Genomic DNA, 14,162 nt, shown 5'->3' on the forward strand with positions numbered 1-14,162 from the left:
GTTTTCTTCTTGTGGGGGTCGGGAACAGGATCAATCGGGAGTGCGTGGCACTGTGTGTTGTTAGCGGCCAATCCGCGCAAAACTGAAGCGGAGAATGGCGTGAGTGACGATATTTTACGCGGAAATTTTAAAAATGCTGCGGAAAATTGGAGCAGGAAAAAGAGCGGGGCCAGCCAACCCTGTTTATTCCTTCTGCAATTGGCTAGAATATCCCGTTTTTAAATCACATCGACCCCGAGAGTTTTCACGATGTTTGAAGTCAATCCTGTATTAAACAAGCTTAAGGAGCTGTCTGAGAGGACCGAGCTGCTTAGGGGGTACCTTTGACTATGACGCCAAGAAAGAGCGTCTAGAAGAGGTCAATGCCGAGCTGGAACAGCCGGATGTCTGGAACGAACCCGAGCGCGCACAGGCGCTGGGCAAGGAGCGCGTCTCCCTGGAGAACGTCGTCAGCACCATCGATACCCTGACCCAGGGCGTCGATGACGTCGAGATGCTGGTCAGCCTGGCCGTCGAAGGTGAAGACGAAGAGACCTTCAACGAAGCCGTTGTCGAAGCGGACGAGCTGGAGGCCAAGCTGGTGGATCTCGAGTTCCGTCGCATGTTCTCCGGTCAGCACGACGGTTCCGACTGCTACATCGACATCCAGTCCGGTTCCGGCGGCACCGAGGCCCAGGACTGGGCCAACATGGTGCTGCGCATGTACCTGCGCTGGGGTGATGCCCACGGCTACAAGCCCGAGCTCATCGAATGCTCCGAAGGCGACGTGGCCGGCATCAAGTCCGCCACCATCAAGTTCACCGGCGAGTATGCCTTCGGCTGGCTGCGCACCGAGACCGGCGTGCACCGTCTGGTACGCAAGTCGCCGTTCGATTCCGGCGGCCGTCGTCACACCTCGTTCTGCTCCGTGTTCGTCTACCCCGAGATCGATGATGACATCGAGATCGAGATCAACCCGGCTGATCTTCGCATCGACGTCTACCGCGCCTCCGGTGCCGGTGGTCAGCACGTCAACCGGACCGAGTCCGCGGTGCGTATCACCCATGTGCCGACCGGCGTGGTGGTGCAGTGCCAGAACGACCGTTCCCAGCACAAGAACAAAGATCAGTGTATGAAGCAGTTGAAGGCCAAGCTCTACGAGCTGGAAATTCAAAAGCAGAACGCTGAGAAGCAAGCCCTCGAAGAGACCAAGTCCGACATCGGCTGGGGCAGCCAGATCCGCTCCTACGTACTGGATGATTCCCGTATCAAGGATCTGCGCACCGGCGTCGAAACCCGCAATACCCAATCGGTACTCGACGGCGACTTGGACAAGTTTATCGAAGCCAGCCTGAAATCAGGCCTGTAAACAGAGCAGCAGGAATCACCATGTCTGAACAAACCACCACCCCGGAAGTCGACCAGACTCTCGAACTGAACAACGAGATGCTTGAGCGTCGCTCCAAGCTGGCCGCCTTGCGCGCCCAGGGCAACCCCTTCCCCAACGATTTCCGTCGTGACAGCCTCTCCGGCGATCTGCACGCCGAATTCGGCGACAAGAGCAATGACGAGCTGGTCGCCCTGGGTAAACAGGTGAAGATTGCCGGTCGCATCATGACCCGCCGGATCATGGGCAAGGCGTCTTTCGCGACCCTGCAGGACATGGCTGGCAAGATCCAGATCTACGTGACCCGTGACGATCTGCCGGAAGGCTTCTACAACGAGCAGTTCAAGAAGTGGGATCTGGGTGACATCGTCGGTGTCGAGGGCACCCTGTTCCGCACCAACGCCGGTGAGCTCTCCGTACACGTCTCCACCATCCGCCTGCTGACCAAGGCCCTGCGCCCGCTGCCCGAGAAGCACAAGGGGCTGACCGACCAGGAAGCCCGCTGCCGCCAGCGTTACCTGGACCTGATCGCCAACGAAGAGTCTCGCAAGACCTTCGTGACCCGCACCAAGGTGGTGGCCGGCATTCGCAAGTTCCTGAATGACAAGCGCTTCATGGAAGTGGAAACCCCCATGATGCAAGTCATCCCGGGTGGCGCCTCCGCACGTCCCTTCATCACCCACCACAATGCGCTGGACATCGACATGTACCTGCGTATCGCTCCGGAACTCTACCTGAAGCGTCTGGTGGTCGGTGGTTTCGAACGTGTCTACGAAATCAACCGCAACTTCCGCAACGAAGGCATCTCTGTTCGCCATAACCCCGAGTTCACCATGCTCGAGTTCTATATGGCCTACGCCGATTACATCGATCTGATGGATCTTACCGAAGAGATGCTGCGCACCCTGGCACAGGACATCCTGGGCGACACCAGGATCCGTTACGCCAAAGAGGGCGAAGAGGGCCTGACCATCGATTTCGGTCAGCCGTTCCAGCGCCTCTCCATGGTCGACTCCATCCTGAAGTACAACCCGGGTGTGACCCGTGACGATCTGGCCACTCTTGAGAAGGCCACCTCCGTCGCCAAGGGTCTGAAGATCGAGCTGATGAAGAGCTGGGAGCTGGGCCACGTGATCACCGCGATCTTCGAAGAGACCGTGGAACACATGCTGCTGCAACCGACCTTCATCACCGAGTACCCGGCCGCCGTCTCCCCGCTGGCCCGTCGCAACGACCAGAACCCGGACGTCACCGACCGCTTCGAGTTCTTCATCGGCGGCCGCGAGCTGGCCAACGGCTTCTCCGAGCTGAACGATGCGGAAGATCAGGCCGAGCGATTCCAGGCCCAGGTTGACCAGAAAGCCGCAGGGGACGACGAAGCCATGTTCTACGACGCCGACTTCGTCACCGCGCTGGAACACGGTCTGCCGCCGACCGCCGGTCAAGGTATCGGTATCGACCGTCTGGTGATGCTGTTCACCAACAGCCACACCATCCGCGACGTCATCCTGTTCCCGGCCTTGCGTCCACAAAAGTAAGAGCCGCAGAAACAGAGCCGTAGCAAAACGCTGCCGTCCATGGCAATCAAAACGCCCCGCAATTGCGGGGCGTTTTTTTATGCAGAAGTCACACCGTGACGAGCGGTCATCGGTCCGCTGGTGCGACAGGGGGCAGCAGCCACTCCCCCTGCCACAGGGTCAGCGCCCGGCCCGCCATCAGCACTCGCTCCTCCTGCAATTCCAGCCTGAGATCCCCGCCCCGGGCCGAGATCTGGCGGGCCCGCAATTGCCGTTTGCCGAGCCGCTCGGCCCAGAAGGGCACCAGGGCGCAGTGGTTGGAGCCGGTCACCGGATCCTCGTCCACCCCGACCCAGGGGGCGAAATAGCGGGAGACGAAGTCGTCCTCTCCCCGGCTCGATGGCGCCGTCACCATGATCCCCCGGCCCGGCAGCGCCCGCAGAGCGTGAAAATCGGGGGTGAGCGCGCGGACCACCTCCTCGCTACCGAGCTCAAGCAGGAACTTGGCCCCGGCCGCCAGGGTTTGCAGCGGCTGGCAGCCAAGAGCCGCCCCATAGGCAGGGTCCAGCTCGAGGGGCGCCAGGGCAATGCGCGGAAAATCGAGCCAGATCCACTCCCCTTCCCGCCGGGCCACCAACTCACCGCTGCGGGTCACGAAGCGGATGGGGAGCTCCCCTGACACCTCCCCCGTCTGCCACAGCACATGGGCCGCCGCCAGGGTACCATGGCCGCACAAGTCCACCTCCACTTGCGGGGTGAACCAGCGCAACCCGTAATGCCCCTCTCCCAGTTGGGTCAGAAAGGCGCTCTCAGAGAGGTTGAACTCCGCTGCCATGGCCTGCAGCTCGGCGTCGGGCCGCGCTTCCCCCAGCACCACCACGGCGGGGTTGCCTGCGAAGGGGTGATGGCTGAAGGCGTTGACATGATAGAGACGGGACATGGTTGCTCCTTGAGGCATGAGAGATCCCCGGGACAGGGGGCTCGGCAAGGCCATTTTTATATCACGGGCCCCCCCGGGCTGAGATGGATTTTGGCTTTATAAATTCATAAATCGCATAAAGAAGAAATTTTTATTCTTTGTTGTTATTCATTACACCCCTTACCCTGACCAAAAATCAGACCATGGAAGACATGTGTGATGCCATTGACAGCCCCCACCCTGAGCCCGCTCTCTGACGAACAGCAGCGCCAGCTCAACCAAGTTCTCACCACCCTCAATACCCAGCAACTGGCCTGGGTCAGCGGTTATCTCTACGGCCTCTCCCAGGCGGGCGTCCAGCCCGTGGCGAGCGCAGGCGCAGAAGTCGCGGCACCCGGCGGCAGCCTGACCATTCTCTACGGCTCCCAGACCGGGAATGCCAAGGGCGTGGCCAGCGCCATCAAGGCCCAGGCCGAGGCCCGCGGCCTGCCGGTGACCCTCACCTCCATGGCGGACTACAAACCCAAGCAGCTCAAGAAAGAGAGCCACCTGCTGGTGGTAGTGAGCACTTACGGGGAGGGGGAGCCCCCCGAGAGCGCCGTCGATCTGTTCGAGCAGCTCAAGAAGGGCAAGGTCGGCAAGCTGGAAGGGCTCAAGTTTGCCGTGCTGGGGCTGGGTGACAGCTCATATGAGTTCTTCTGCCAGACCGGCAAGGATTTCGATGGTTTCCTCGCCAAGGCAGGGGCAGAGCGCATCCATGAGCTAGCTAGCCTCGATGTGGATTATCAGGATGCCGCCAAGGCCTGGGGCGAGCAGGCCGTTGCGGCGGTCGCCGCCACCCTCTCTGCCGGCGCCGCGACTGCCAGCGTGGCGGGCTCGGTGCAGGCCGCCGTCGGCCACAGCCAGTACAACAAGGAGAACCCCTTCCCGGCCAGACTCTCGGTGAACCAGAAGATCACCGGCCGCGACTCCACCAAGGACATCCGTCACATCGAGATCAACCTGGAAGAGTCCGGCATCACCTATCAACCGGGGGATGCGCTCGGCATCTGGTTCGACAACGACGCCGATCTCGTGGGGGAAGTGCTGGCCCTGACCGGTCTGACCGGTGACGAGGCCACCCCCCATGGCAGCCTGCGCGAGGCGCTGACCCGTCACTACGAACTGACCCGGCTGCACGGGGGCCTGATCACTGGCCTCGCCGAGATCACGGACAACGCGGCGCTGAAGGATCTGGCCGGTGACAAGGCCCAGGTCAACGCCTTGGTGGCCAGCGCCCAGGTGGTGGACGTATTGAAACGCTTCCCGGCTTCCTTGAGTGCCGATCAACTGATCGCACTGCTGCGTCCCCTCACCCCCCGCCTCTACTCCATCGCCTCCGCCCAGAGCGAGGTGGAAGAAGAGGTGCACCTGACCGTCGGCGTAGTGCGCTACCGCCAAGAAGATGGCACAGTGCGAAGCGGCGGCGCCTCTTCCTATCTGGCGGACCGTCTGCCGGAAGATGCCGAGGTCCGGGTGTTCGTGGAGCACAATGACAACTTCCGCCTGCCCGCCAATCCCGACATCCCCGTCATCATGGTGGGCCCGGGCACCGGCATTGCCCCGTTCCGCGCCTTCCTGCAGGAGCGGGAAGCACAGGGGGCAGAGGGCAAGAACTGGCTCTTCTTCGGCAACCCCCACTTCACCCAGGACTTCCTCTATCAGGTGGAGTGGCAGCGTTATGTGAAATCGGGCCTGCTGTCCAAGATCTCCCTGGCCTTCAGCCGGGATCAGGCCAACAAGATTTATGTGCAGGACCGTCTGCGCGAGGCAGGGCTTGAGCTCTACCAGTGGCTGGAAGCAGGCGCTCACTTCTATGTGTGTGGCGACGCCAACCACATGGCGAAGGATGTGCAGGAAGCCCTGCTGGAAGTGATTGCGGAACACGGCCACAAGAGCCGTGAGGAAGCAGAAGAGTATCTGAGCGAATTGCGTCGTGCCAAACGTTATCAAAGGGATGTCTATTGATGAGCAAACAACTTATTCCGGGACCGGTCGAAGGGCCGCTGGCTGACAACGAACGCCTCAAGCGCGAGAGCAACTTCCTGCGCGGCACCATCGCCGAAGATCTGCAGGACCCGCTCACCGGCGGCTTCAACGGCGACAACTTCCAGCTGATCCGCTTCCACGGCATGTATCAGCAGGATGACCGCGACATCCGCCCGGAGCGCGCCGCCCAGAAGCTGGAGCCCCTGCACAACGTCATGCTGCGCGCCCGCCTGCCCGGTGGCATCATCACCCCGGCCCAGTGGCAGGTGATCGACAAGTTCGCCGAAGAACACAGCATGTACGGCAGCATCCGCCTGACCACCCGCCAGACCTTCCAGTTCCACGGGGTACTGAAGCGCGACATCAAGCTGATGCACCAGACCCTCAACAGCACCGGTATCGACTCCATCGCCACCGCGGGGGACGTGAACCGCAACGTGCTCTGCACCAGCAACCCGGTGGAGTCCGAGTTGCACCAGGAGGCCTACGAGTGGGCCAAGAAGATCTCCGAACACCTGCTGCCCAAGACCCGCGCCTACGTGGAGATCTGGCTGGATGGCGAGAAGCTGGGGGGTGACGAGGAGCCGATCCTGGGCTCCAACTACCTGCCGCGCAAATTCAAGACGACCGTGGTGATCCCGCCCCACAACGATGTGGACATCCACGCCAACGATCTCAACTTCGTGGCCATCGCCGAACACGGCAAGCTGGTGGGCTTCAACGTGCTGGTGGGGGGCGGTCTCGCCATGACCCACGGCGACACCACCACCTACCCGCGCAAGGCGAGCGACTTTGGCTTCATTCCGCTCTCCCACGTGCTGGAGGTGGCGGCCGCCGTGGTCAGCACCCAGCGCGACTGGGGCAACCGGGTCAACCGCAAGAACGCCAAGACCAAGTACACCCTTGAACGGGTGGGGGTCGAGGCCTTCAAGGCCGAGGTGGAGAGCCGCGCCGGCATCCAGTTCGGGCCGGTTCACCCCTATGAATTCACCAGCCGTGGCGATCGCTTTGGCTGGGTGGAGGGGATCGACGGCAAGCACCACCTGACCCTGTTTATCGAGAACGGCCGCCTGCTGGACTTCCCGGGCAAGCCCCTCAAGACCGGCATGCTGGAGATCGCCAAGGTGCATCAGGGGGACTTCCGCCTCACCGCCAACCAGAACCTCATCATCGCGGGCGTGCCTGCCGGCGAGAAGGCTCGCATCGAGGCGCTGGCACGCCAGTACGGTCTGCTGGATGACGGCGTGAGCGAGCAGCGCAAGCAGTCCATGGCCTGCGTGGCCCTGCCCACCTGCCCCCTGGCAATGGCCGAGGCCGAGCGCATGCTGCCTGCCTTCGTCACCGACATCGAGGGGCTGCTGGCCAAGCACGGCCTGGCGGATGACGCCATCATCTTCCGGGTCACCGGCTGCCCCAACGGCTGCGGCCGCGCCATGCTGGCGGAAGTGGGTCTGGTGGGCAAGGCGCCGGGTCGCTACAACCTGCACCTGGGGGGCAACCTCGAGGGGACCCGCATCCCGCGCCTGCATCTGGAGAACATCACCGAGCCGCAGATCCTGGCCGAACTGGATGCCCTGATCGGCCGCTGGGCGAGCGAACGCAACCCGGACGAGTGCTTCGGCGATTTTGTCATTCGCGCCGGGATCATCGCCCCGGTTATCGACTCCGCGAGGGACTTCTATGCAGCCTGAACAGACTGATACAGCCCGGCTGGCGCGCACCGCCGACGGCCGGCTCGACCTCGACGCCCTCCTGGCCCTGGGCCGGGAGGAGCAGGTCGAGGCGCTGGCCCCCCTCAACCGGGCGCTGGACGCCATGAGCGCCCCCGAGCGGGTGCGCTGGGCCCTGGCCAACCTGCCGGGGGAGCATGTGCTGTCGTCGAGTTTCGGCATCCAGGCGGCGCTCATGCTGCACCTGGTGAGCCGCGAGCGGGCCGACGTGCCCGTGGTGCTGACCGACACCGGTTATCTCTTCCCCGAGACCTACCGTTTCATCGACGAGCTGACCGAGCGTCTCGCGCTCAACCTCAAGATCTACCGGGCCGAACTCAGCCCGGCCTGGCAGGAGGCCCGCTTCGGCCTCCTGTGGGAGCAGGGGGTGGAGGGGATCACCCGCTACAACCAGCTCAACAAGGTGGAGCCCATGGACCGCGCCCTGAACGAGCTGGGTGCCCGCACCTGGTTCTCGGGCCTGCGCCGTGAGCAGTCCGGCAGCCGGGGCAAGCTGCCGGTGCTGGCCATCCAGCGCGGTCGCTTCAAGTTCCTGCCGGTGATCGACTGGAGCAACAAGGACGTCTTCTACTACTTCAAGGAGTTCGACCTCCCCTACCACCCCTTGTGGGAGCAGGGTTACCTCTCGGTCGGCGACGTGCACACCACCGCCAAGTGGGAGCCCGGCATGAGCGAGGAGCAGACCCGCTTCTTCGGCCTCAAGCGCGAGTGCGGCCTGCATGAGGAAGGTGGCGAGAGCGACGGCTCCGGCATCTGATCCCCCGGCCCGGCCATGTGCTGCGCCCGCCCACAAAAAACGCCAGGCAACTGCCGGGCGTTTTTCTTTGCGCAAAAGGGTGATGTACCGCCCTTCATTACATGGCGGCGGCGCGCGCCTGATTCAGCCAGTCGTTCACCAGTGCCTCGTGGCCCTTGAGCCAGGCGTCGGCATGACGTTCCACGTCCGCCGGCTTGTTCTGCCCCTTGTTCATCAGGCCGTTCTGCACGTTGATGTCATTCAGCGGCAGCTTGACGATGGAGAAGAGCTTGGCGGCGGCCGGATTGGCCTCGGCAAACCGCTTGTTGGCAACGATGTGCATGGTGTTCACCACAAAGCCGTAGTTCTTACCGTTCGGCAAACGGGTCTTGGCCGCATCCGGGGCGTCGGCGGGGACTTCCAGCCACACCACATCCTTGCCCGGCACCAGTTCGCTGCTGAGCCAGTAGGGGGTCCAGGTGTAATAGAGCACCGGCTTGCCGGCCTGGTAGCGAGCCAGGGTATCGGCGATCAGCGCCGCGTAGTTGCCCTGCTTGTGGGCCACCGTGGGGGTCAGACCAAAGGCGTCGAGGTGATGGTTGATCGCCCCCTCGCAGCCCCAGCCGGGGTTGCAACCGATGAGGTCGGCCTTGCCGTCGCCATCCCCGTCAAACAGCGCCGCCACCTCGGGATCCTTGAGCTGGCCCAGGTTGGTGATGCCGTATTGGGTCGCAGTCTTCTTGTCGATGAGGTACCCCTGGGCGGCACCGGCCACATAGGTGCCCTCACGGAAGAACACCTTGTCGCCCCCCGCCTGCTCGTACTTGTTGTCCTGCAGCGGCACCCAGTTGAACGCGAGGAAGGTGCCGTCTCCCTGGGCCACCGAGGCATAAGCCACGTTGTAGTCCACCTCCTGGGCGGGCTGGACATCGTAACCCAGACGCCCCATCAGCTTGCTCACCAGCAGGCTCTGGAAGGCCTCTTCCGGCAAGGAGCTCTGCAGGGGCTGAACGCGAACCCCCTCCCCCGGCAACTCGGCGCTGGCCATGGCGAGCGGGCTCAGCAGTTGGGTACTCAGCAGCAATGTGCCCAGGGTCAATCCTTTGGTGGTCTGTCTCATGCATTTACTCCTTTGTAATCGATTTTCTTGTCACGACCGGCCAGGCGCAGCAGCAGGGCGGCGGGGCCGTGCTGATACCAGCGGCCGGTACGGGTGCGATCCGGTTGCCCCATCGCCTGGGTGAGGCGGTCGAGCACGATGGCCAGCAGCACGATGCCGAGGCCGCCGATGGAGGCGAGCCCCATGTCGAGCCGGCCGATGCCGCGCAGCACCATCTGGCCGAGGCCCCCCACCGCGATCATGGAGGCGATCACCACCATGGAGAGCGCCAGCATCAGGGTCTGGTTGACCCCGGCCATGATGGTGGGCATGGCGAGTGGCAGCTGTACCTTGAACAGCAACTGGGAGGGGCTGGCACCGAACGAGTGGGCCGCCTCCACCAGATCCGTGGGCACCTGGCGAATGCCCAGCATGGTGAGCCGGATCATGGGCGGCAGGGCGAAGATGACGGTCACCACCACCCCGGGCACGTTGCCGATGCCAAACAGCATCACGATGGGGATGAGGTAGACGAATGCCGGGGTGGTCTGCATGGCATCCAGCAGCGGCCGGGTCCAGGTGGAGAGCCGCTCGCTGCGGGCCAGCAGGATGCCGGTGGGCAACCCCAGCAGCACGCAGAAGAACAGCGAGGTCAGCACCAGGGACAGGGTCACCATGGCATCGGACCAGGCCCCGATGAGCCCGATCCCCACAAGAGATACGAGCGTGCCGAGCGCCATGCGGCCGTTCACCAGTTGCCAGGCAAGCAGGGCCAGGAGCCCCATCATCAGGGTGGAGGGCACCGTCTGCAGCAGATGGGTCATGGCGTTCAGGGTCAGCTCCACCGGTGCGCGGATCAGCTGGAACAGCGGCCGCAGGTTCTCCACCAGCCAACCGATGCCCCCTTCCACCCAGGTATCCAGCGGCACCAGCGCCTGCTGGAAAGGATCCAGCCAGTCGATGGCGGTTGTGGTGTCGGCGGCTTCGATCTGGTTCTGCCAGTCGGTGACCTGGGTGTCGGTACTGCCCCAGGGATCGGTCACCTCGGCGGACGCAGGCGCGCTCCAGGGGTCTGCCGCCACCTCATCGGCCCGCAGGGAAGGGCTCGCCAGCAGCACCAGGGCCAGCAGCCCGCTCAGCAAGAAATGGGGATTCATCAGCTTCATGCCGGGGTACTCCTGTCCAGGGTGTTAAGCAGATTGGCCTTGGAGATGAGGCCGAGGTAAGTGCCATCCTCCTCGACCACGGGCACCTGACAGGGAGCGGCCGCCACCTGGCTGATCAGTTCATTGAGGGCGGTGTCCGCCAGAATGGGCTGGATGTCCGCCAGCAACGCCTGCTCCAGGCTGCCTTTGGTCCTTACCGCCTGACCGAGCGACTCCACCGAGACGACCCCGAGGAAGCGACGACTGCGATCCACCACGTAACCGAACTCCCGCTCAAGCTCCTTGAGCTGGCGCAGGGCGTTGCCCGGCCCGTCGGTGGTGTGTTTCTTGATGAGGGGCACCTGCTTGCGGCTGGCCACGTCGCGGGCGCTGAACACATGGGCCAGATCCACCCCGCGAAAGAAGGCGCGCACATAGTCGTTGGCGGGCTGGTTCAGGATCTCGTCCGGGGTGCCCACTTGCACCAGCTGGCCATCCTGCATGATGGCGATGCGATCGCCGATGCGCATCGCCTCGTCCAGATCGTGGGAGATGAAGACGATGGTGCGCTGCTGACTGGCCTGCAGCTTGAGCAGCTCGTCCTGCATCTCGGTGCGGATCAGGGGATCCAGCGCGGAGAAAGCTTCGTCCATCAGCAGGATGTCGGGGTCATTGGCAAGGGCCCGGGCCAGCCCGACCCGCTGCTTCATGCCGCCGGAGAGGGCATCCGGATAAGCCTCTATCCACTGTCCCAGCCCCACCTGATGGAGCGCCTGACGGGCGCTCTGCTGGCGCTCCGCCAGCGGTACACCGGCCAGCTCCAGCCCGAAGGCGGTATTTTCCAGCACACTCAGGTGCGGCATCAGGGCGAAGGACTGGAATACCATGCTGATCTTCTTGCGGCGCACCTGGCGCAGCTCGCGCTCCGAGATAGCGGCGATGTCCTCGCCATCGATCAGCACCTGGCCGCGGGTCGGCTCGATCAGCCGGTTGAAGAGACGCACCAGGGTGGACTTGCCCGAACCGGAGAGGCCCATCACCACGAAGATCTCCCCTTCGTTGATGGCCAGATTGACATCCTGGACCCCCAGAGTCTGTCCGGTCTTTTTCAGGATACTGGCGCGATCATGCCCTTTCGCCAGCAATTTGAACGCTTTATCCGGCTGATCGCCGAAGATTTTGTAGAGGGATTTGACCTCGAGTTTGACTGTCATATTGTCCTTTTTTCTTGGCCGACGCCTTGCCTGGCAAACCGTCGAACGTGAGCCAATTACTTTTAACACTAAGTAATTTCACACCCAAATAAAAGAACCAATTGAAGCCACCTTAGAGAGGTTAAATTTAACTTATTGATTTTTATTGGTTATTTTCATTCATAAAAATCCATTAAATCACGATAAAAACGCCTATAACAGACAGGTCCGCCACAGTAGCGATGCACTTTCAGCATATTTCATTAATGATTAAAAGGCGTTAGCAGCAGGCGAAAAGAGAGGGTGGGGACGACGGCGCCCATCGGGGCGATGAATGGCTTATTCATTACATAACTAATCATTTTAATGTCACGCATTCCGGATATTGCTTCAGGCACCTTCAACCATGCCGGTTCAGCCCCCTTCTCTTTGCAGCAACAGGGCACAAAAAAGCCCCCGGCTGTCGCAAGGGGCTCTTCATGGCATCAGAGGGCTCAGCGCCGCTGCCAGGTCTCGAAACAGTAGGGATGGGGGTTCTTCTCGTCGGGGTGATGGGACTCGCGCTCGATGCACGACCAGTCATTCTCGTCGAAGGCCGGGAAACGGGTATCCCCCTCCACCGCCAGATCGATACGGGTCAGATAGAGCCTGTCGGCCCGTGGCAGCAGCTGGCCGTAGAGATGACCGCCCCCGATCACCATCAGCTCCGCGACGTCACTATCCGCCAGCAGGGCCAGTGCGGCCTCCACCGAGTCGATAACCTCCACGCCGTCGGCCCGGTAGTCGGGGTTGCGGCTGATCACCAGGTTGCGGCGCCCGGGCAGCGGTCGTCCGATGGATTCAAAGGTCTTGCGCCCCATCAGCACCGGCTTACCCAGGGTGACCCGCTTGAAGTGGGCCAGATCCGCCGGCAGATGCCAGGGCATCTGGTTGTCCAGGCCGATCACCCTGTCCTGGGCCATGGCGGCAATCATGGAAATCATCATGGGGTCAACCTCTCGCACCGTCGTCAGATAATGGGGCGGTTACGGTACACGACCAGAGAGGGGATCGCCAAACCGAAACTCAGGGCCCCCACGATAAACAGCGCCTTGAGGCCGTTCTCCACCGCGCTCTGAAGCAGCTCCATGGTCACCCCGGAGATATTGAGCTCCACGATGGCGATCATGGTCTTGAACGCGTAGCTGCCCGGGATCATGGGGATGATGGAGGCGACGCTGAACACCGGGCGTGGTGCCAGCAAGCGGCGCGACCAGTAGACACAGACAAAGCCGACCGTGGTCGCCGCTGCCAGGGTGGCCCACTCGATGGGCATGCCGTAGTGGATGAGCAGGGTACGCAGGCTGTGGGCCAACGCGCCCCCCATGGCGCAATATTTGAGCATCCGTGGCGGCACGTTGAACAGCATGGCAAAGCCCACCGCCGGAATGGCCGACCAGAAGGCATCCTTGGCCAGCAGCCAGAGCAGTTCCATCATACCTTCCACCCCCAGATCCCGGTGACCGACATGGCGAGAATGATCCCTATGGCCGCGCTGATGGTCAGCAGTGTCGCCGTGCCCCAGCGGGCCAGCCCCATGTTGAAGTAACCCTTCACCATGTCGGAGACCGCATTGATGAGCGGGAACCCCGGCACCAGCAGCAACACGCTGGCGGCCATGGTGAGATAGGGTTGTTCGCCCCAGCCGAAGAAAGTGGCGCTGGAGGCGAGCAGGGTGGCGATGAAACCGGTGGCGGCAAAGTTGATGAGTGGACTGTGGTGATGGCGGGCAATGAGCTGGCGCACCCGCATGGCGACCGAGGCCGAGCAGCAGGTCACCAGGAAGATGGGCCAGTCACCGCCAAACAGCAGGCTGAAGGCACCGCAGGAGAGCCCCACCATGGGCACCACCAGCCAGGGGTGATAGTGGAACGGCGTGATGGCCTCGAGGCGCTGACGTACCTCGCGCGCGCCGATAAGCGACTTCTCCGTCATGATGCAGATGCGCTGGATTTCGCACACCACCTGCATGTTGATGCCGTGCTCCCGCACCCGGCGGGTGGTGGTGACGCAACTGCCCTGGTAGAGGCTGGTGAGGACGATGGCGCTGGAAGAGATGGCCATCTCGACGCTCTCCAGCCCGAGCGCCATGCCCAGGCGGACCGTGGTCTGCTCGATGATGCGGCTCTCCGCCCCAAACTGGGCCAGCATCTGGCCCGCCTTGACGATGATCCGGGTGATCTCCGTCTGCTGCTCTCGCGACAGCACCCTTCCTGGTGTGATGCTTCTCATGATCCCTTTGAGTCATAGCAAGATGAAATGTGTCTGGATATTACCCCAAAATAAATACACCTTCATCCATCTCTATCGGACTGCGGGCACTGGTCACTATTATTCAGCCGCCCGGGGAATATTTGCAGCAAATAAAAAACAATTTACCCAACTTGCTT

Annotated in this window: 12 protein-coding genes; 5 read left to right on the plus strand and 7 right to left on the minus strand. The window is 62.4% G+C overall.

The features are described from left to right. The first annotated feature begins 249 nt into the window (after positions 1–249). Both prfB and lysS read left to right on the plus strand, forming a co-directional pair. Positions 250–1,348 (plus strand): peptide chain release factor 2 gene (gene prfB, locus ACB037_RS03610; RefSeq protein ID WP_102948437.1). Its coding sequence is split into 2 segments (ribosomal slippage): positions 250–324 and positions 326–1,348, totalling 1,098 coding nucleotides; the frame shifts between segments, so codons are not numbered across the junction. A gap of 20 nt (positions 1,349–1,368) precedes the next feature. Further along, positions 1,369–2,904: a lysine--tRNA ligase gene (gene lysS, locus ACB037_RS03615; RefSeq protein ID WP_371174882.1), complete on the plus strand. Its 1,536-nt coding sequence runs from the start codon at positions 1,369–1,371 to the stop codon at positions 2,902–2,904. Between the two features lie 106 nt (positions 2,905–3,010). On the opposite strand, the gene ACB037_RS03620 is transcribed toward lysS, so the two are convergent. Next, positions 3,011–3,823 carry a PhzF family phenazine biosynthesis protein gene (locus ACB037_RS03620; RefSeq protein ID WP_371174883.1) on the minus strand — a complete coding sequence of 271 codons (813 nt, stop codon included), beginning with the start codon at positions 3,821–3,823 and terminating at the stop codon, positions 3,011–3,013. Positions 3,824–4,021: 198 nt separating this feature from the next. Between ACB037_RS03620 and ACB037_RS03625 the strand changes: the two genes are divergently transcribed. The 3 genes from ACB037_RS03625 to ACB037_RS03635 are packed head-to-tail and all read left to right on the plus strand — an operon-like array spanning position 4,022 to position 8,317. After that, positions 4,022–5,809 carry an assimilatory sulfite reductase (NADPH) flavoprotein subunit gene (locus ACB037_RS03625; RefSeq protein ID WP_198497689.1) on the plus strand — a complete coding sequence of 596 codons (1,788 nt, stop codon included), beginning with the start codon at positions 4,022–4,024 and terminating at the stop codon, positions 5,807–5,809. Then, complete coding sequence (cysI, locus tag ACB037_RS03630) at positions 5,809–7,521, plus strand: assimilatory sulfite reductase (NADPH) hemoprotein subunit (protein WP_043154273.1); 1,713 nt, start codon at positions 5,809–5,811, stop codon at positions 7,519–7,521. The genes ACB037_RS03625 and cysI overlap by 1 nt, the downstream gene beginning before the upstream one ends. Then, complete coding sequence (locus ACB037_RS03635; protein WP_045525747.1) at positions 7,511–8,317, plus strand: phosphoadenylyl-sulfate reductase; 807 nt, start codon at positions 7,511–7,513, stop codon at positions 8,315–8,317. Before cysI ends, ACB037_RS03635 begins: the two co-directional genes overlap by 11 nt. A 97-nt stretch (positions 8,318–8,414) precedes the next feature. Here the strand turns inward: ACB037_RS03635 and proX are convergent, their stop codons facing one another. The 6 genes from proX to ACB037_RS03665 form a co-directional block, all read right to left on the minus strand. Beyond that, positions 8,415–9,416: a glycine betaine/L-proline ABC transporter substrate-binding protein ProX gene (gene proX / locus ACB037_RS03640; protein ID WP_371174884.1), complete on the minus strand. Its 1,002-nt coding sequence runs from the start codon at positions 9,414–9,416 to the stop codon at positions 8,415–8,417. Next, the gene (gene proW / locus ACB037_RS03645; RefSeq protein WP_319894124.1) at positions 9,413–10,561 is read right to left on the minus strand and encodes a glycine betaine/L-proline ABC transporter permease ProW; all 1,149 of its coding nucleotides are present in this window, start codon (positions 10,559–10,561) and stop codon (positions 9,413–9,415) included. The genes proX and proW overlap by 4 nt, the downstream gene beginning before the upstream one ends. After that, complete coding sequence (proV, locus tag ACB037_RS03650) at positions 10,558–11,754, minus strand: glycine betaine/L-proline ABC transporter ATP-binding protein ProV (RefSeq protein WP_214002461.1); 1,197 nt, start codon at positions 11,752–11,754, stop codon at positions 10,558–10,560. Before proV ends, proW begins: the two co-directional genes overlap by 4 nt. A 473-nt stretch (positions 11,755–12,227) precedes the next feature. After that, positions 12,228–12,719, minus strand: coding sequence for a type 3 dihydrofolate reductase (folA, locus tag ACB037_RS03655; protein ID WP_342040941.1), 492 nt, complete (start codon positions 12,717–12,719; stop codon positions 12,228–12,230). A 23-nt stretch (positions 12,720–12,742) separates the two neighbouring features. Then, positions 12,743–13,210, minus strand: coding sequence for a threonine/serine exporter family protein (locus ACB037_RS03660; RefSeq protein WP_010675437.1), 468 nt, complete (start codon positions 13,208–13,210; stop codon positions 12,743–12,745). Beyond that, positions 13,207–14,004: a threonine/serine exporter family protein gene (locus tag ACB037_RS03665; RefSeq protein WP_342040942.1), complete on the minus strand. Its 798-nt coding sequence runs from the start codon at positions 14,002–14,004 to the stop codon at positions 13,207–13,209. The genes ACB037_RS03660 and ACB037_RS03665 overlap by 4 nt, the downstream gene beginning before the upstream one ends. Positions 14,005–14,162 lie beyond the last annotated feature (158 nt).

Source organism: Aeromonas sp. S19(2024) (genome assembly GCF_041402625.1).
GTDB classification, from domain to species: Bacteria; Pseudomonadota; Gammaproteobacteria; order Enterobacterales; family Aeromonadaceae; genus Aeromonas; species Aeromonas caviae.